Below are 18157 nucleotides of genomic sequence, written 5' to 3'. Positions count from 1 at the left end.
ATGGTTGGACATCATGAAGGATTAAGAAATTTTGCTAATGAATTTATTGAGAGTGAAGGGAAGTTGGAGTTAAAAATTATAGAAAAAATTGCGGGCGAGAACGGACTCACCGTCTCCGGCTTCGACTACGAGGTTTCCGCGCAGATGCGCGTCGCGGCCGAGGTCGCCGGTCCCGGCGAGGTGCTCGTCTCCGGCCGACTGCTCGCCGATATCACCAAGGCGCTGTCCAATAAGCCCGTCGATGTCGCCATCGACGGCACCCGGGTGTTGATCACCTGTGGCAGCGCGAAATTCTCGCTGCCGACCATGCCGGTCGAGGACTATCCCCAGTTGCCCGAGGTACCCGAGCAGACCGGTGAGCTGAGCGTGGATGTCTTCGCCGAAGCGGTCGGTCAGGTCGCGGTCGCCGCCGGACGCGACGACACCCTGCCGATGCTCACCGGCATCCGGGTCGAGATCGAGGGTCCACAGGTCGTGCTCGCGGCCACCGACCGATTCCGGTTGGCGGTCCGGCACATCGAATGGCAGCCCACCCGCACCGATATCGAGACCTCGGTGCTGATTCCGGCCCGGACGCTGTCGGAGGCCGCGAAGACGCTCGGCCCGTCGGATGCTCCGGTGCAACTGTCGCTCGGTACCGGCAGCGGTGCTGGCTCCGATGGTCTGCTCGGTATCGTGAACGCGGGCCGTCGCACCACCACCCGGCTCCTCGATGCGGAATTCCCCAAGTTCCGCCAATTGCTCCCCAAGGAGCACACCTCGATGGCCACCCTGCCGGTCTCGACACTGACCGATGCCATCAAGCGCGTCGCCTTGGTCGCCGAGCGCGGCGCCCAGGTGCGCCTGGAGTTCACCGATGAGGGCCTGCTGCTCTCGGCGGGTGGTGACGATGCCGGACGCGCCGAGGAATGGCTCGAGGCCGAATTCCGCGGTGAGTCGCTGACCATCGCATTCAACCCGGGCTACCTGATCGACGGGCTTTCCGCCCTGCACACCGACCGGGTCACCTTCGGCTTCACCACACCGAGTCGTCCCGCGGTGTTGCTGCCCGCCAGCGACGAGGAGCCGAAGGTGACGGAGTCGGGCGCCTTCGCCGCACTGGAAAGCCCCTACATCTACCTGTTGATGCCGGTCCGGCTGCCGGGCTGAGCATCGGCACCGATGCGATTTATCCACAGTTCGTCCACAGACGGTGGATGGACCACAAGATGTTGTGGTCTGCGGCCGATTCGTCCCGGACGGCGGCGAAAAACGGCGATAACGACGGCCGGAGCGGAGTAGACAGGTGTTCATCCGGACGCTGTCACTGCGCGACTTCCGCTCCTGGGAGCATGCCGAACTCGAATTATCCCCAGGCCGAACGGTTTTTCTCGGCTCGAATGGCAACGGTAAGACGAACCTGCTCGAAGCGGTCGGCTACCTTGCCACCTTGGGCTCGCATCGGGTCGCCGCCGACGCACCGCTGATCCGCATCGGCGCGGATCGCGCCAGGATCGGTGCGACCGTTGTGAATGCGGGCCGCGAGCTGCGCGTCGATATCGAACTGAACCAGGGCGCCGCGAATCGCGCGCAGATCAACCGATCGCCGGTGCGCAGACCGCGGGAGATTCTCGGCATTCTGCAGACGGTGCTGTTCGCGCCGGAGGATCTCGCCTTGGTCAGGGGCGATCCGGGCGAACGTCGCCGCTTCCTCGACGAATTGTGCACAGCCCGGTTGCCGCGGTTGGCCGCGGTCCGATCCGACTACGACCGGGTGCTGCGACAGCGTTCGGCGCTATTGAAATCCGCTGGGCGACATGCCCGCTCGAAGGCGGAACTGAGCACCCTCGACGTATGGGACGGACATCTGGCGACCCATGCCGCCGTACTGCTCGCCCAACGGCTGAGGTTGGTGCACGACCTGTATCCCTATCTCGCACAGGCATACTCATCGATCGCACCCGAATCCCGTCCGGCCGCAATCGGCTATCGCAGCGCGAGCCTGCCAGCGGAGTTCCTGGATCCGGCGCGCGCACCGCTGCCCGATGACACCGAGGCGCTGGAGGCGATCATGCTGCGCGAATTGGCGGCGGCGCGCCCGAAGGAGTTGGAGCGCGGCGTCTGCCTGGTCGGCCCGCACCGTGACGACCTGGATCTCATGCTCGGCACCGCACCCGCGAAAGGATTTGCCAGCCACGGTGAATCGTGGTCGTTCGCGCTGGCTCTGCGGCTCGCGGCCTTCGAACTGCTGCGCGCCACCGGCGCCGAACCTGTGCTGCTGCTCGACGATGTCTTCGCCGAACTCGACCGCCGCCGACGCACGGCACTCGCGCAGGTCGCGGCGGGGGCCGAGCAGGTGCTGATTACCGCAGCGGTTCCCGAGGACGTGCCAGCGGAATTGTCCGCGGTACCACTGCAGGTGGAGACCAATGGCGGTGCGGACGGCCGGATCTCCCGAATCGCCGATGTCGAAACCCCCACCGCCTGATCCGTGACATCGATTCGTACCGACGCCAGGACTTCTGCCCGCGTGGTTCATCGGTAAGATCGCCCGCGAATGCGTTGCAAAGCCATAGCTACCAACGCACCAACTGATTTCGTAACTCGCCGGGGACGTTCAGAACCGTCGGTCCGACGATCGAGGTTTGACGACCGGCAAAGGTTCGTGGAGGGAGAGGCGGACCCGTGAGCGATCAAGCAGCATCGAGCGCATCTCCATCGGATCCCGAACCAGAACTGCGCGGCATTGATCTGGCGCGCCGCGCGCTCGAGGAGGCTCGGGCCGCCGCCAAAGCGAGCGGTAAATCGGTGGGACAGGGCCGGGCCTCGCCGCGTCGGCTGCGTACCGGTGCCCGGCGCCGCACCGGTTGGTCCGGTGCGCGGCCGGATGACCGTGACCCACAGCTGCTTTCGAGCCTGACTGGCGCCATCGCGAAGAATCGGGGCTGGTCGGCCAAGGTCGCCGAGGGTATGGTCTTCGGCCGCTGGGCCGGTGTGGTGGGCGAGGATATCGCCTCGCATGCGACTCCGATGACGCTGAAGGACGGCGTGCTGAGCATCGTTGCCGAGTCGACGGCGTGGGCCACCCAGCTGCGCATGCTCCAGGGGCAGCTCCTGGCGAAGATCAACGCGGCGGTCGGGCAGGGCGTGGTCACCTCGCTGAAGATCACCGGTCCGGCGGCTCCGAGCTGGCGCAAGGGTGAACGCCATATCAAGGGTCGCGGCCCTCGTGACACCTACGGATAGCATTGCACTGTCACAGTCCGAGGTCGTTCCACGTGAAACCCTGATAGTAGAATATATGTTCGACTGTCGATCCATGTGGAAACCGGCGATCTGCCCACCGCTCAGGAAAGGGGTCGGGGAGGCGGAATGGCGGACGCAAAGCGGTTGAAGGCGGAACCGACCCGGCGCCGACCGATTTCTCGCATCCACGGAGCCGTTAGGGGTGTCGTAGGTGCACTGTGGCTTGGGTCTACCAGTAGGATGGTGGGGTAACTAGCGGCGAACCTTCGGCGCGTTCCGCACAGCCCGCGCGTGGACCCGTATTTCACGACCAGAAATCTGAACCGGGACCCCACGTGTGCTGTCCGATCGCTGCGCCAAAGGATCAGCAAGTAAGGAGAGCTACCGACCAGTGGCTGCCATGGACTCCAACGCAGACGGCTCGAACAAGCCCAAGTCAGGTAATTACGGTGCCGAATCCATCACCGTCCTCGAAGGTCTCGAAGCCGTTCGCAAGCGGCCCGGTATGTACATCGGCTCCACCGGTGAGCGCGGTCTGCATCACCTGATCTGGGAGGTCGTCGACAACTCGGTCGACGAGGCGATGGCCGGATACGCGACGCAGGTGGATGTGACCCTGCTGGCGGACGGTGGCGTCGAGGTGATCGACGACGGCCGCGGTATCCCGGTAGCCATGCACGCCCAGGGTGTGCCCACCATCGAGGTCGTCATGACCCAGCTGCACGCCGGCGGCAAGTTCGACTCCGATTCCTATGCGGTGTCGGGCGGTCTGCACGGTGTCGGCATCTCCGTGGTGAACGCGCTCTCCAGCCGCCTCGAGGCGGATGTGGACGTGGACGGGTACCACTGGACGCAGGAATACAAGGATTCCAAGCCCGGCAAGCTGATGCAGGGCGATCGGACCAAGCGCACCGGCACCACGATTCGCTTCTGGGCCGACCCGAATATCTTCGAGACCACCACCTACAACTTCGAGACGGTCGCGCGCCGCCTGCAGGAGATGGCGTTCCTGAACAAGGGCCTCACCATTACCCTGACCGACGAGCGGGTGGCCGAGAGCGACGTCATCGACGAGGTGGTGAGCGATACCGCCGAGGCGCCCAAGCATGCCGATCCGGATGCGCCCGCCGCGCCGGTCGAGCACAAGGTGAAGACGCGGACCTACCACTACCCGGGTGGTCTGGAGGATTTCGTCCGGCATATCAACCGGACCAAACAGGCCATCCACAACTCGGTCGTCGCCTTCACCGGTAAGGGCACCGGGCACGAACTCGAGGTCGCGATGCAGTGGAACTCCGGCTACTCGGAGTCCGTGCACACCTTTGCCAACACCATCAACACCCATGAGGGCGGCACCCACGAAGAGGGCTTCCGCGCGGCACTCACCACGGTGGTCAACAAGTACGCCAAGGACAAGAAGCTGCTCAAGGAGAAGGACGGCAACCTCACCGGTGACGATATCCGCGAGGGTCTGGCCGCCATCGTGAGCGTGAAGGTCTCCGAACCGCAGTTCGAGGGCCAGACCAAGACCAAGCTCGGCAATACCGAGGTCAAGTCGTTCGTGCAGCGCACCTGCAACGAGCACCTCTCGCACTGGTTCGAGGCCAATCCGGCCGATGCGAAGACCATTGTGAACAAGGCGGTTTCCTCGGCACAGGCCCGCGTTGCGGCGCGTAAGGCGCGTGAGTTGGTGCGCCGCAAGAGCGCCACCGACCTCGGCGGCTTGCCCGGCAAGCTGGCCGACTGCCGGTCCAAGGATCCGAGCAAGTCCGAGATCTACATCGTCGAGGGTGACTCCGCCGGTGGCTCGGCCAAGTCCGGCCGCGATTCGATGTACCAGGCGATCCTGCCGCTGCGCGGCAAGATCATCAATGTCGAGAAGGCCCGCATCGACCGCGTCCTCAAGAACAACGAGGTCCAGTCGATCATCACCGCCTTCGGCACCGGCATCCACGACGAATTCGATATCGCCAAGCTGCGGTACCACAAGATCGTGCTGATGGCCGACGCCGACGTGGACGGCCAGCACATCTCGACCCTGCTGCTGACGCTGCTGTTCCGCTTCATGCGGCCACTAGTCGAGCACGGGCACGTGTACCTCGCCCAGCCGCCGCTGTACAAGCTCAAGTGGCAGCGGTCCGATCCGGAGTTCGCCTACTCCGATCGCGAGCGCGACGGCCTGCTGGAGGCGGGTCTCGCCGCGGGCAAGAAGATCAACAAGGACGACGGTGTCCAGCGCTACAAGGGTCTCGGCGAGATGAATGCCAAGGAACTCTGGGAGACCACCATGGATCCTTCGGTGCGGGTACTGCGTCAGGTCACCCTCGACGACGCCGCCGCGGCCGACGAGCTGTTCTCCATCCTGATGGGTGAGGACGTCGAGGCACGTCGCAGCTTCATCACCCGCAATGCCAAGGACGTTCGCTTCCTCGACGTGTAACCGGCGTGACGCGTAATTCCACGTCCGGTGCCAAAGGAGACTTTTAGATGACTGAAACCACCCTGCCACCCAACGGCGGAGCGGGTGACCGGATCGAGCCGGTCGACATCCAGAACGAGATGCAGAGCAGCTATATCGATTACGCGATGAGCGTGATCGTCGGCCGCGCGCTGCCCGACGTCCGCGACGGCCTCAAGCCGGTGCATCGCCGGGTGCTCTACGCGATGTACGACAACGGCTACCGTCCCGACCGCGGCTATGTGAAGTCCGCCCGCCCGGTCGCCGAGACCATGGGTAACTACCACCCACACGGTGACGCCTCGATCTACGACACCCTGGTCCGCATGGCCCAGCCGTGGTCGCTGCGCTATCCGCTGGTCGACGGCCAGGGCAACTTCGGCTCCCGCGGCAACGACGGCGCGGCCGCGATGCGGTACACCGAATGCCGCCTGACTCCGTTGGCGATGGAGCTGCTGCGTGAAATCGACCACGAGACGGTCGATTTCACGCCGAACTACGACGGCCGCTCACAGGAGCCGACGGTTCTCCCCAGCCGTGTGCCCAACCTGTTGATGAACGGCAGCAACGGCATCGCGGTCGGCATGGCGACCAATATCCCGCCGCACAACCTCAATGAGTTGGCCGAGGCGGTCTACTGGGCGCTGGAGAACTACGAGGCCGATGAGGAGGCGACTCTCGCCGCCTGCATGGAGCGGGTCAAGGGTCCGGACTTCCCGACCTACGGCCTCATCGTCGGTGGTCAGGGCATCCACGACGCCTACACCACCGGCCGTGGCTCGATCCGCATGCGCGGTGTCGTCGAGATCGAAGAGGACAACCGCGGCCGCACCACCATTGTCATTACCGAGCTGCCGTACCAGGTCAACACCGACAACTTCATCAACTCCATCGCGGAGCAGGTGAAGGACGGCAAGATCGCGGGCATCTCCGATATCCACGACGAGTCCTCCGACCGTGCCGGTATGCGGATCGTGGTCACCATCAAGCGTGATGCGGTGGCCAAGGTCGTGCTGAACAACCTCTACAAGCACACCCAGCTGCAGACCAGCTTCGGCGCCAATATGCTCTCGATCGTGGACGGCGTGCCGCGCACGCTGCGCCTGGATCAGATGATCCGGCTCTACGTCGAGCACCAGTTGGACGTCATCGTGCGGCGCACCCGCTACCTGCTGCGCAAGGCCGAGGAGCGGGCCCACATTCTGCGCGGCCTGGTCAAGGCACTCGACGCACTCGACGAGGTCATCGCGCTGATCCGGCGTTCGGCCAATACCGACACCGCGCGCACCGGCCTGATGCAGTTGCTGGATATCGACGAGATCCAGGCCACCGCCATCCTCGATATGCAGCTGCGCAGGCTGTCGGCCCTGGAACGGCAGAAGATCATCGACGATCTGGTCAAGATCGAGGCCGAGATCGCCGACCTCAAGGACATTCTCGAAAAGCCCGAGCGGCAGCGCGCGATCGTGCGCGATGAACTGGCCGAGATCGTCGAGAAGTACGGCGACGAGCGGCGCACCAAGATCGTGGCCAACGACGGCGATATGGCCGATGAGGATCTCATCGCCCGCGAGGATGTGGTCGTCACCGTCACCGAGACCGGCTACGCCAAGCGCACCAAGACCGACCTGTACCGCAGCCAGAAGCGCGGCGGTAAGGGTGTGCAGGGCGCGGGCCTCAAGCAGGACGACATCGTCAAGCACTTCTTCGTCAGCTCCACCCACGACTGGCTGCTGTTCTTCACCAATAAGGGCCGGGTGTACCGCGCAAAGGCCTACGAACTGCCCGAGGCCAGCCGGACCGCGCGTGGTCAGCATGTGGCCAACCTGCTGGCGTTCCAGCCGGATGAGAAGATCGCCCAGATCATTCAGATCAAGGGTTACGAGGACGCCCCGTATCTGGTGCTCGCCACCAGGAATGGCCTCGTGAAGAAGTCGAAGCTCTCCGATTTCGACTCCAACCGCAGCGGCGGCATCGTCGCGGTGAACCTGCGCGACGAGGACGAGCTGGTCGGCGCCGTGCTGTGCTCGGCCGACGACGATCTGCTGCTGGTGTCGGCGCAGGGGCAGTCGATCCGGTTCTCGGCCACCGACGAGGCGCTGCGTCCGATGGGCCGCGCCACCTCCGGTGTGCAGGGCATGCGGTTCAATGCCGACGATGAACTGTTGTCGCTCAATGTGGTTCGTGCCGATACCTACCTGCTCGTCGCGACCTCCGGCGGCTATGCCAAGCGGACCGCGATCGAGGAATACACCCCGCAGGGTCGGGGCGGTAAAGGCGTATTGACTATCCAATACGACACCAAGCGTGGCACCCTGGTCGGTGCGCTCATCGTCGACGACGAGGATGAGTTGTATGCGATCACGTCGGGCGGTGGCGTTATCCGGACGGCGGCGAAGCAGGTTCGTAAGGCTGGACGGCAGACCAAGGGCGTGCGATTGATGAACCTCGCCGATGGCGATACCTTGCTTGCTATCGCGCGCAATGCCGACGAACCCGATCCTGATGCGATCGTCGGCGGAGACGGCGACACCGGTTCCTCTGAGCAATAACCCCACAGCGGCGGCAACGAACGGATCTAAGGATTCCCATTGACCACTCCGAATCAGCCGAATGACGAGCGGCACCAGACGAACGGTGTAACCGAACGTATCGCACCGTCACCGATTCCGCCTCGGCCGATCCCACGGCCCGTCGCCTCGGCCGAGAACGGCCAGCCGGTTGGCACGCCGGGAGGTGCCCAGCCGCATGAAAACCGCAACCCGCCAGGCGAAGTCGCGTTCAAGGCGCCGGAACCGGGCGCTGCCGACGGGGCCGGATCGAAAAAGGATGCCGGCGATTCCGCGGGCAACGGCCAGTCTCACTTCCAAGAGGGTTGGTCGCAGTTGCCGCAGCGGGAGCCGCAGTCGAACCTGTATCGGCCCGGGCAGTCGCCAGTGACCGGTCGTCCGAATTCCACCGGCGGTGGGCTCAGCAGTGGCGGCGGCCTCGCTGGTGGCGGCGGCGGCCTCGGTGGCGGCAATGCCCGCACCACCGCGGATCTGGCGGCCAAGGCCGCGCGCAAGGAAGCGGCGATGGTGAAGTCCGTCGGCATCGACGGACCGACCCGCAGCATCGCCCGCCCGGAACTGATCAAGGACATGCCGGACCTCTCGGAGATCCGGCATCCGCTGCCGGTCGAAACTCCGGGTCCGCAGGCCACCCCGGTCTCGCCCGCGGTTCCGGTCGCCGTCGCGGCGGCCGTCGCCACGGGTGAACCATTGCGGGCGACGGTGCAGATCCGCCGGATCGACCCGTGGTCGACCCTGAAGATCTCGCTGGTGATCAGCGTGGCCATGTTCTTCGTGTGGATGCTCGCGGTCGGCCTGCTCTACATCGTGCTCGAGGGCATGGGTGTCTGGGAGCGGCTCAACAGCACCTTCACCGATATGGTCTCCTCGGACAGCGGATCGGTCGGATTGGTCGACGCCGGTTCCGTCTTCGGATACGCGGGCGTCATCGGGCTGATCAATGTGGTGCTTTTCACAGCCTTGGCGACCGTCGGCGTCTTCATCTACAACCAGTGCTGTGACCTCGTCGGTGGCATTCAGGTGACCCTGGCCGACCCCGATTAGAACGGTTGCCGAACGGTCGGTCGCTGCCCTCGCGCAGGGCGGTGACCGGCCGTTTTGGTCATCGGCGGGCAGGTAAGGTAATCTCGTGCCTCGGTTCGGTTAGCAGCTTCGGCAGGTATCCGAACGAGATGAGGGCCTATAGCTCAGGCGGTTAGAGCGCTTCGCTGATAACGAAGAGGTCGGAGGTTCAAGTCCTCCTAGGCCCACTCCCGAACATCACAGTAGGGTGGGAATCATGAAAATTCTTCTCACGGTCGGTGTCGTAGTCGCGGTTCTCATCGGAATCACCAAGCTGCGCAAGCGCGACGATGCGGACCTGTGGCACGAAGTCACCACCCGCTGATTCTGTCCTCGGACAGCAGGGATTCGGGGCCTTAGCTCAATTGGCAGAGCACTGCCTTTGCAAGGCAGGGGTTAGGGGTTCGATTCCCCTAGGCTCCACTCGATACCAGGCCCATGCTCACGGAGAGCGTGGGCCTTGTCTCGTTTCGCGTGTCTTTCGGGGGCGAAGCCCCGAACCCCACCCGGAGGGGCTTCGCCACCCGGCCCCCTTGTTCGTGGTTGCGTTGGGTTGTTGGCTCGGCGGTTGGGCTTGCCGAGCGGCGGGTGGCTCAGAGGTTGGTCGCTACACCTTCGAGAACTGTGGCTCGTCGAGGTTGTCGGGTTCCGCCCACGGGGTAGTCGCGCTTCCGTCCAGCCATCGGCGTTCCGCTCAGTTCACAGGGCGACCGAGGCGTGCTTCAACTGGGCGAGCATTGTTTCGTCGGGCCAGAACCGGGCTTCGAAGCGGATGGGGGACATGCCCGGAACTGGTGTGAGGCCGGTTATTTCGAGGGCTGCGGTGAATGGGACGGTGCAGACGGGGACGGCGTTGTTGTCGGCGTCGGTGCTCGCGAACATGATGTAGTCGGCGGCGGGGAGCAGGTAGTCGACGCCTTTGCCCCATACGGTGTAGGTGTAGGGCCAGGTGTCGGTGCCCGCGATCTTGATATCGCCGACGATGGCCATCTTCAAGCCGTAGCAGCGGAATTCGAAATCGCGCTCCAGTGCCTTGTTGAGCCAGTCGGCCTGGACGGCGTATTCCCAGAGCGCCAAGCGGTATCCGGCGCGGACGGCGGTCTGGTGCTGCTCGTGCGGGCCCGCCCGGTCGAAGGGCACCACGGTGCCGTCTTCGTCGAGGGTGTAGCCCTGGGGTGAGAGGCAGTGGCGTGCGTTGACGTACTGTTCCTCGACTTGGCGATAGATGCGCGCGAGCAGGTGTGGGATGTCGGGGACCACGATGAGGTTGTTGATATCGGGTATGAAGGCTACCGGGCGGCGGCCGCTGTATCGCTGGCTGAAACTTGCCAGCCAGCCGGGTGCGAGCAGCCACGAGGTGATGTAGCCGCTGCCCTCGTCGTCGTTCAGGCTGAGGATCGCATTGCCGCGTGGATTATGGGGCTGTGCAATGGTTTCCAGGTTTTTGCGGGCCGTCGCGAAGACCTCGTCGGCCGAGACCGGCCAGCTCGCAAGGATCGAGTTGTTGACGATGTTACGGGAGTTCGGCAGGTCGATCGCCACCAACTCGTCGACGAATGGGAAGGCCGGGCGGCTCACGAACCGCGCAGCTTCGCGGGTGGCCAACTCGGGCCTGCGGTGTAGCAGATCGTCGGTCGTCGCCTGTTTGTAGGTGGCCGAACGCAGAATCGGGCGCAATAGCGGACGAGCTTTCTCCCAGGTGGGCACATATACGTGCTCGTCGCCCCTCACCAATGCCACAAACCGGGCGATCTGCGCCGCGCGCCGCGCCCCGGAAAGGCGAATAACATCGTGGTACACATTGTCGAGTCCGATCTCGGATCCGTCGATGAACTCGATCCGGAACGCCTCGGCGTCGTACCCCGCGACCTCTTTGCCGACCTCGGCCAGATGCCGCAGCACAAGTGTCGCAAAATGATCGCGCGTCAGCTCATCGAAACTCCCCACCGGACAACCGTATCCGTCGACTCGACGGCGCGCACGGGGGTCAGCTGGTCGCTGGTGGGCCGTGGCGGTCCAGGTGCAGGTAGGTGTAGCAGGTGGTGAGTAGGCACACCACGGTGGCGGTGATGAGCATGGCCCAGCCCGCCACCAGCAGGCTCAGCAGACCGCCGAGCAGGGCACCGGAGCAGAAGGCGGCGTAGAGCAGGAAATAGCCGAGCCAGTCGGCGTAATCGCCGCCGCTGATATGGCGTTCGATGCCCTGGGCCAATTTGACGAGTGTTCCGGTGACGTAGCTGAGCGGCACCGAGACCTCGCCGTCCTTGACGAAGGAGGTGTTGAGGGCGCCGACGCCGAAGGCCACCAGCAGGATGGGAATGAGGTCGATATTGGTGGCGCTCGTCAGCCAGTAGATGATGCTGTCCAGTAGTGATGCCGCGGCCAGGCAGAGGGTGGTGAGCAGCGTCGGGCCGTGCGGATGTCCGGACCAGAAATGCCTGCGGCACAACGAGGCGACCACCACCCCGGCCAGGAACGACAGCAGCAGCAGGGCCGCGGCGACGGCCAGGTCCGGTTCGTCGTGGAAGTAGCCGAGGATGGCGCGGTCGGTATTGCCGGTCATAAAGGTGACGAAGTAGCCAGCGGTATGCATGAAGGCCGCGGCTCCGATCAGACCCGCCAATGCCGCGAGCGCCCAGGACAGCCGCGCGTTGGCGTCGAAGAGCTTCTTTCGGCGCTCTAGATCCGGTTTCGGCACTGGTCGGGCTCCTCTTGGCGGATTACGACTCAGTGATACCCGGTCCTTCTGAGAATCCGCTGACGCATCGCCGAGGTGTTCGATAAGGATTGCCGGATATTCGCGGAAAGGACGCCGAGGTTCCGGCGCGATCGAATGGCCGATTCTCGGTTAGCGTGCACGAGTGGACTCTGTGTTCGACTATCTGCTGACCGAAGTGCTCGATCCGACACCGCTCGAGACAGTTGCCGATGCCTGGATCCGGCATCGAGTGGCCGCCGGGCGATTCGATACGACGGTGGATATCGCGATTGCCGGTGGATTCGGTGCGGACCGACTGGGTTTCGCATTCCTGTCCGGATATCAGGAGGCGCTGCGCGCCCTACTGCCCGATCTCGCGGCCGATGAACTGGTCGCGGTCTCCGCGACCGAGGCGGGCGGCGCGCATCCATCCGCGATCCAGACCGCGCTGACCGAAACCGACAGCGGCTGGCGGGTGAACGGGACGAAGACCTTTACGACATTGGGGATCCTGGCGCGGCGGCTCTTGGTGATCGCCAGCGCGGGCGTGGCGACGGATGGGCGCAATCGGCTGCGCGCCGTACTCGTGGACGCCGGACAACCCGGCGTGCACGTGACGAATCTGCCCGCGATACCGTTTGCACCCGAAATCCCGCACGCCACGGTGACATTCGCCGACGCTGTGGCCCAGGTGCTGCCCGGGGACGGGTACTCGGATTACCTCAAACCATTCCGCACCATCGAGGATGTGCACGTGCTCGCGGCAACGCTCGGCTGGCTGGTGCGGGTCGGGCGCGAGTCCGGCTGGCCGCGGGCGGTGCTGCAGCGGTTGCTCGCGGCGGTGGCCTTCGTGCGGGGCCTGGATATGGCTCGTCCTACCGCGCCCGGCGGACATATCGCCCTGGGCGGGGCGTATGAATTCTTCGAGTCGGTGCTGACGGAACTGGAGCCGCTCTGGGCCCGCGCCGACCCGGTCACCCGCGAGCGGTGGGATCGCGACCGTCGGCTACTGGCAACGGCGGGAAAGGTACGGGCGCAACGGTTGACGGTGGCCTGGCAATCGGTGGGCATCGACGATATCCCAGCGGTGCCGACGGATAGCTGAGCCGGATTTCGACCTGCCCCAGAAATGGGGAGCGGGCCTCGGCGAAGGGGGGGAGTTAGCCGAGGCCCGCGTAAGGTCGGCCCGGGGGGGAGGGGCCGACGTGAATGATCCTACGCGATGATCCAGGATTGTGTGTGCGTGGGGATCGCCACTTTCCAAGATTTTTTGGGTCGGCTTACCTGCTAGGTGCGTTGCTGTCGGCCAGGTAGCCGGACCGGTCGATAGCCGGTTCGTTCGGCAAATCCGTGACTGTTGTCAAAAATGTTGTCGCGCACGGTTTTACGGAGCGATCGTGATCCAGCTACCTGCCGAACGAAATGTGAAAACCATGCCGACCGATTGCTGTCGGTCCGGAATCGCGCCGCGGTTTCGTATCCCCGGCTGTGGATTTGGCCGGATTTGCCGCGTGTCGTTCGGGAGCGGGCATGTCGTGTACGCGGACTCCGAGTACCGGCCGGGCCCGAATCGGGTAGTGCGCTACGCGCGCTGGTCGAGTACCAGGGCGCGATGATCGAAACCGGTCGCATCCCGATCCGGCACCCCCGAGCACCGCCCGGAACGGGATGCGACCGTTCTATGTCCGGCACTGCCGCTGTCGGCGGGTGATATGCCAGGTGGGCGAATAATCACAGGAAATTGTCGGTGCCCAGGGCAATACTGGCTCGAGTAACGGCCTCGAACCCCAGGAGAATCATGCCCGACGCAATAGTCGCCGAGGGTCTGGTCAAACGATACGGCCAGTTGGTCGCCCTCGATGGACTCGACCTATCGGTGCCGGAGGGTACCGTCACCGCATTGCTCGGACCCAACGGTGCGGGCAAAACAACTACCGTCCGGGTGCTCACCACCCTGCTGATTCCGGACGCGGGCCACGCGACGGTTGCGGGTATCGACGTGCTCCGCAATCCACAGGCACTGCGCTCGCGCATCGGCGCGTCGGGACAGTACGCCGCCGTCGACGAATATCTCACCGGATTCGAAAACCTGGAAATGGTGGGGCGGCTCTATCACATGGGTGTGCAGCGAAGTAAGGAGCGGGCCAGGGAATTGCTGGAGCGATTCCGGCTCAGCGACGCCGCCGACCGGCCGGTCAAGGGCTATTCCGGAGGTATGCGCCGCCGCCTCGACCTGGCCGGTGCGCTGGTGGCGAATCCGCCGGTGCTCTTCCTCGACGAGCCGACCACCGGACTCGATCCGCGTGCGCGGCTCGACCTCTGGGATGTCATCGAGGAACTCGTTGCGGGCGGCACCACCCTGCTGCTCACCACGCAGTACATGGAGGAGGCCGACCGACTGGCCGATTCCATCGCGGTGATCGACCACGGCAGGGTGATCGCCCGGGGCACCGCGGACGAGCTCAAGACCCTGGTCGGCGGCGACCGCATCGAACTCACCGTCGACCACGCCGACAATCTCGCGACCGCCCAGGAGGCGCTGCAGGGCCTGGCGGACGGGGAGATCCATCTGGAGCCGGGGCTGCGCCGGATCACCGTTCCGGTCAGCGACGGCTCGCAGGCGCTCGTCGACGCCATCGGCAGGCTGAGCGTGCACAACGTACAGATCCACGATGTCGGCCTGCGTCGTCCGTCGCTCGACGACGTCTTCCTCAGCCTCACCGGACACGAGGCCGAGGAGCTGATCAACGGTGACGGACGACGCAATGGCGGCATGGCCGCGGATCGGCTCGAAGCAACGGAAGGACGCAACCGATGACCGCGGCCACTCTGGACACCAGAACCACCATGTCACTCGGTGAACGCCTGTCCATCGTCGCCAGCGACAGCGTGACGATCGCGAAGCGGAATGTCATCAAGATCAGGCGCGTGCCCGATGTGCTGATCTTCTCGACACTGTCGCCGATCATGTTCGTGCTGCTGTTCGCCTATATCTTCGGCTCGGCGATCGAGGTGCCGGGCATGTCGGGCGGCTACCGGGAGTTCCTGATCGCGGGCATTTTCGCGCAGTCGGTGGTGTTCGGCGCGACGTTCACCGGATTGGGCCTGGCCGAGGATATGCAGAAGGGCATTATCGACCGGTTCCGCTCGCTGCCGATGGCGCCATCGGCGGTACTGGTCGGGCGCACCATTAGCGATGTGGTGATCAACGTGGTCAGCCTCGTGGTGATGTCACTGACCGGATATGTTGTCGGCTGGCGGATTCGCGGATCGTTGCTCGACGCCGTGCTCGCGTTTGTGCTGTTGCTGCTGTTCGCCTACGCGATCTCGTGGATCATGGCCGTCGTCGGACTGCTGGTCCGCGCGCCCGAGGTGTTCAACAATGCCAGCTTCATGGTGATCTTCCCGCTGACCTTTCTGGCGAATACCTTCGTTCCGCTGGAGAATCTGCCGGCGGCGCTGCGGATATTCGCCGAATGGAATCCGGTGTCCGCGGTCACCCAGGCCACCCGCGACCTGTTCGGCAATACCAGCCCGCTGGCGCCCAAATCGGATGCCTGGTCCATGCAGCATCCGGTGGTGACCACGCTGGCGTGGGTGGTGATCATCCTGCTGGTGTTCATCCCGCTTGCGCTGCGGCAGTACCAGCGCACCGTCAGCCGGTGACCGGGTCGTGCTCGGTCACCGTCCGTCAGCGACTGTTGTCCACGCCGGCGCCCGCCACGGGCGTCGGCGCGGAACCATTGCGGGAGTATCCGATTCGCGGCGGCGCCGGTGCGGGCTCCGGCGGCTGCGGGCGCTTGCTGCGTACCAGCCAGGCCACGCCACCGGCCAGCGCGACAACGACCGCGGCGATCAGTCGGTTACGAGAACGTGCGGATACAAACAGTCGCCCCAAGGTCATTCGACAACTGTTGCATATACCCGCGCGTCGCGCAGTAGTACCAGTTCACGGCCGCATCCGGCGCTCATCCGCCTCCCCGAATATTTAGGCCACACAAGTCCGGAGCCTCGAGGTCCCCGTCGAGGGCCGGCGGTCGAGTGCCTCCCTGGTTTGGGCGTGCCCGCCGAGTTACCCATGTACAAGGGAGATCAGTTGACCGGTTATGCACAGTCTCCGGGGCGCTGTCGACTCGTGACGCGCCAAGCCACCGGCGCTGCAAGACCGTGTCGGACGATGGCTAGCATGACGGGGTGACCTCACCGAATCAGACCGCCGTGGCGACGGTGCACACCAACTACGGCGATATCAAGATCTCGCTCTTCGGTAACCACGCCCCGAAGACGGTGCGGAACTTCGTCGGCCTGGCCGATGGCTCGGCGCCGTACACCACCGAGAATGCGAGTGGAGGAAACTCCGGGCCGTTCTACGACGGCGGGGTCTTCCACCGGGTGATGGACGGGTTCATGATTCAAGGCGGTGACCCGACCGGCACCGGACGTGGCGGACCGGGTTACGAATTCGGCGACGAATTCCATCCAGAGCTGCGCTTCGACCGCGGCTACCTGCTGGCGATGGCGAATGCGGGACCGGGAACCAATGGTTCGCAGTTCTTCATCACCGTCGGCCCGCAGCCACACCTGAACCGCAAGCACACCATCTTCGGGGAGGTCGTCGACCCCGATTCGCGCAAGGTCGTCGATGCCATCGCGACCACGGCCACCGATCGCAACGACCGTCCCAAGGAAGCTGTCACCATCTCCGCAATCACTATCGAATGATCCGATGAACGCTCAGCCGCCCGCACCGACGTGCGTCCGCCACCCCAATCGCCCGACGGGCCTTGCCTGCACGCGTTGCGGGCGGCCCGCTTGTCCGGACTGCCTGCGACCCGCCGCGGTGGGTCAGCACTGTGTCGACTGCATCCGTCAAGGTCAGCGTGCGGACCGCCCGGTCCGCACCGTGGCCGGTGCGCAGACCGCACGGACCCCGATTCCGTATGTCACCTATGCGCTGGTCGCGCTGAACACCATTGTTTTCGCGATCACCGCTGGCCAATCGCGCAGTCTGGTCGAGAACACCGCCCATTCCGCGCTGTACGTCGACTGGGTGCTGTACCCGCCCGCGGTGGCGCACGGCCAATATGTGCGGCTGATCGGGTCTGGGTTCCTGCACTACGGTCCGATCCACCTACTGCTCAATATGTTCGCGCTGTATGTGGTCGGCCGGAGTATCGAGCCGGTACTCGGCCGGGCGCGGTATCTGGTGGTCTATCTGGTGTCACTGCTCGGCGGTTCGGCCGCTGTCATGATTTTCGCCAGGGACAGTCTCACCGCAGGTGCGTCGTGCGCGGTGTACGGCCTGTTCGGCGCGATCACGGTGATCCTGATCCGGGTGCGGCAGAATCCGAATCAGATGTTGATCCTCATCGGCATCAATGTCTTCATCAGTTTCTCGCTACCCGGTATCTCCCTGGCCGGACACCTCGGTGGATTGGCCGCCGGTACGCTCGCCGCGCTCGGCATTCTGTTCCTGCCCGAGTGGTTACGCGCGAAATCCCAAGACAACGCACGAATGATCGGCTGGGCGGCGGTTGCCGCGGTCGCGGTCGCGGCACTTGCCGTCATCGTTGCCGCAGCGATGTCACTGCGGTAAATGCTTCACGTGAAACGTTGTCCCCGCGCGGATTCAGCGTCTGCTACTGCGCGAGGCCATGCGCGACAAGAGTTTCGAAGACTTCGTCGGGACTGGTGCCGAGATCCCAGCGGCCGAAGATGAGCAGGCGTTCGTCGCCGTGGTGCTCGACATCGATTTCGAGCATGGGATTCTTGCGGCCCAGGCGGCGGTAACCGACGACCCGCGCGCGCAGAATCTGATCGCGCCGGTATTCGGTCGGTCCGGTGAGGGTGCGAACCACCAGACGTGGCTCGGGTCCGGAGGCGATGCTCAGTCGAGGCCGCTGCCGAAATCCGAGTCCGGCCAATGCCAGCAGGCCGACCGCGGCCAACCCGATGAGCAGACGGCTCGGTCCATCCTTGGCGAGGATGGCGGCACCGGCCAGCACCACGCCGCCGATGGTGACCGCGATGAGTGCGGCCATCGGCGTCGTCCAGGTGGTGCGTGGTTCGGGCGGCAGCGGATCAGGAGAATCGGATTCGGGATCCACGCGTCACTTTCCCCAATCGTTCCTCGAGTTGTCCACA

General features: G+C 64.6%; 15 protein-coding genes, 2 tRNA genes and 1 pseudogene. 14 read left to right on the top strand and 4 right to left on the bottom strand.

Annotated features, from left to right (window positions below; genetic code table 11):
- Window positions 1-90 precede the first annotated feature (90 nt).
- The 9 genes and pseudogenes from dnaN to ABZW16_RS17095 all read left to right on the top strand — a co-directional run.
- Window positions 91-1149, top strand: a pseudogene (gene dnaN / locus ABZW16_RS17135) (DNA polymerase III subunit beta); the annotation flags it as partial.
- Between the two features lie 136 nt (window positions 1150-1285).
- Window positions 1286-2467 carry a DNA replication/repair protein RecF gene (gene recF, locus ABZW16_RS17130; RefSeq protein WP_354956823.1) on the top strand — a complete coding sequence of 394 codons (1182 nt, stop codon included), beginning with the start codon at window positions 1286-1288 and terminating at the stop codon, window positions 2465-2467.
- Window positions 2468-2664: 197 nt separating this feature from the next.
- Window positions 2665-3225, top strand: a complete 561-nt coding sequence (locus ABZW16_RS17125; RefSeq protein WP_354956821.1) for a DUF721 family protein — start codon at window positions 2665-2667, stop codon at window positions 3223-3225.
- 400 nt (window positions 3226-3625) lie between these two features.
- The gene (gyrB, locus tag ABZW16_RS17120) at window positions 3626-5665 is read left to right on the top strand and encodes a DNA topoisomerase (ATP-hydrolyzing) subunit B (RefSeq protein WP_354956819.1); all 2040 of its coding nucleotides are present in this window, start codon (window positions 3626-3628) and stop codon (window positions 5663-5665) included.
- 47 nt (window positions 5666-5712) lie between these two features.
- A complete protein-coding gene (gene gyrA / locus ABZW16_RS17115; protein ID WP_354956817.1) occupies window positions 5713-8235 on the top strand; it encodes a DNA gyrase subunit A in 2523 nt (840 codons plus the stop codon).
- A 39-nt stretch (window positions 8236-8274) separates the two neighbouring features.
- Window positions 8275-9297: a DUF3566 domain-containing protein gene (locus ABZW16_RS17110; protein ID WP_354956815.1), complete on the top strand. Its 1023-nt coding sequence runs from the start codon at window positions 8275-8277 to the stop codon at window positions 9295-9297.
- A gap of 132 nt (window positions 9298-9429) precedes the next feature.
- Window positions 9430-9503, top strand: a tRNA-Ile gene (locus tag ABZW16_RS17105).
- A 29-nt stretch (window positions 9504-9532) separates the two neighbouring features.
- Window positions 9533-9640, top strand: a complete 108-nt coding sequence (locus ABZW16_RS17100) for a DLW-39 family protein (RefSeq protein ID WP_218007666.1) — start codon at window positions 9533-9535, stop codon at window positions 9638-9640.
- Window positions 9641-9665: 25 nt separating this feature from the next.
- A tRNA-Ala gene (locus ABZW16_RS17095) sits at window positions 9666-9738 on the top strand.
- A gap of 276 nt (window positions 9739-10014) precedes the next feature.
- On the opposite strand, the gene ABZW16_RS17090 is transcribed toward ABZW16_RS17095, so the two are convergent.
- Together ABZW16_RS17090 and ABZW16_RS17085 are read right to left on the bottom strand one after the other, a co-directional pair.
- The gene (locus tag ABZW16_RS17090; RefSeq protein ID WP_354956813.1) at window positions 10015-11262 is read right to left on the bottom strand and encodes a hypothetical protein; all 1248 of its coding nucleotides are present in this window, start codon (window positions 11260-11262) and stop codon (window positions 10015-10017) included.
- A gap of 40 nt (window positions 11263-11302) precedes the next feature.
- Complete coding sequence (locus ABZW16_RS17085) at window positions 11303-12013, bottom strand: YoaK family protein (RefSeq protein WP_354956811.1); 711 nt, start codon at window positions 12011-12013, stop codon at window positions 11303-11305.
- A 163-nt stretch (window positions 12014-12176) separates the two neighbouring features.
- Here ABZW16_RS17085 and ABZW16_RS17080 point away from each other — a divergent pair, with 163 nt between their 5' ends.
- The 3 genes from ABZW16_RS17080 (at window position 12177) to ABZW16_RS17070 (ending at window position 15679) form a co-directional block, all read left to right on the top strand.
- Window positions 12177-13118, top strand: coding sequence for an acyl-CoA dehydrogenase family protein (locus tag ABZW16_RS17080; protein ID WP_354956809.1), 942 nt, complete (start codon window positions 12177-12179; stop codon window positions 13116-13118).
- A 693-nt stretch (window positions 13119-13811) separates the two neighbouring features.
- Window positions 13812-14831, top strand: a complete 1020-nt coding sequence (locus ABZW16_RS17075) for an ATP-binding cassette domain-containing protein (protein WP_354956807.1) — start codon at window positions 13812-13814, stop codon at window positions 14829-14831.
- 29 nt (window positions 14832-14860) lie between these two features.
- Window positions 14861-15679: an ABC transporter permease gene (locus ABZW16_RS17070; RefSeq protein ID WP_354956827.1), complete on the top strand. Its 819-nt coding sequence runs from the start codon at window positions 14861-14863 to the stop codon at window positions 15677-15679.
- A 25-nt stretch (window positions 15680-15704) separates the two neighbouring features.
- Here the strand turns inward: ABZW16_RS17070 and ABZW16_RS17065 are convergent, their stop codons facing one another.
- On the bottom strand, window positions 15705-15917 hold the full coding sequence (locus ABZW16_RS17065) for a hypothetical protein (protein WP_354956805.1): 213 nt from the start codon (window positions 15915-15917) through the stop codon (window positions 15705-15707).
- 290 nt (window positions 15918-16207) lie between these two features.
- Here ABZW16_RS17065 and ABZW16_RS17060 point away from each other — a divergent pair, with 290 nt between their 5' ends.
- Both ABZW16_RS17060 and ABZW16_RS17055 read left to right on the top strand, forming a co-directional pair.
- Window positions 16208-16735 carry a peptidylprolyl isomerase gene (locus tag ABZW16_RS17060; RefSeq protein WP_354956803.1) on the top strand — a complete coding sequence of 176 codons (528 nt, stop codon included), beginning with the start codon at window positions 16208-16210 and terminating at the stop codon, window positions 16733-16735.
- Between the two features lie 4 nt (window positions 16736-16739).
- Complete coding sequence (locus ABZW16_RS17055) at window positions 16740-17609, top strand: rhomboid family intramembrane serine protease (protein WP_354956801.1); 870 nt, start codon at window positions 16740-16742, stop codon at window positions 17607-17609.
- Between the two features lie 43 nt (window positions 17610-17652).
- On the opposite strand, the gene ABZW16_RS17050 is transcribed toward ABZW16_RS17055, so the two are convergent.
- Window positions 17653-18054 (bottom strand): PH domain-containing protein, encoded by a 402-nt coding sequence (locus ABZW16_RS17050; RefSeq protein ID WP_354956825.1) that lies wholly within the window; start codon window positions 18052-18054, stop codon window positions 17653-17655.
- Window positions 18055-18157: the final 103 nt, after the last annotated feature.

Source organism: Nocardia sp. NPDC004604 (genome assembly GCF_040609795.1).
In the GTDB taxonomy this organism is placed as follows: Bacteria; Actinomycetota; Actinomycetes; order Mycobacteriales; family Mycobacteriaceae; genus Nocardia.
The sequence above is the reverse complement of the archived record's forward strand: the minus strand, read 5'-3'. Positions and strand labels throughout refer to the sequence as shown.

Bases quoted from the DNA above. Each gene is read 5' to 3' on its own strand.
- gyrB (WP_354956819.1), top strand. From the start codon at position 3,626: ATGGACTCCAACGCAGACGGCTCGAACAAGCCCAAGTCAGGTAATTAC.
- gyrA (WP_354956817.1), top strand. From the start codon at position 5,713: ATGACTGAAACCACCCTGCCACCCAACGGCGGAGCGGGTGACCGGATC.
- ABZW16_RS17100 (WP_218007666.1), top strand. From the start codon at position 9,533: ATGAAAATTCTTCTCACGGTCGGTGTCGTAGTCGCGGTTCTCATCGGA.
- ABZW16_RS17075 (WP_354956807.1), top strand. From the start codon at position 13,812: ATGCCCGACGCAATAGTCGCCGAGGGTCTGGTCAAACGATACGGCCAG.
- ABZW16_RS17070 (WP_354956827.1), top strand. From the start codon at position 14,861: ATGTCACTCGGTGAACGCCTGTCCATCGTCGCCAGCGACAGCGTGACG.
- ABZW16_RS17065 (WP_354956805.1), bottom strand. From the start codon at position 15,917: ATGACCTTGGGGCGACTGTTTGTATCCGCACGTTCTCGTAACCGACTG.
- ABZW16_RS17055 (WP_354956801.1), top strand. From the start codon at position 16,740: ATGAACGCTCAGCCGCCCGCACCGACGTGCGTCCGCCACCCCAATCGC.
- ABZW16_RS17050 (WP_354956825.1), bottom strand. From the start codon at position 18,054: ATGGCCGCACTCATCGCGGTCACCATCGGCGGCGTGGTGCTGGCCGGT.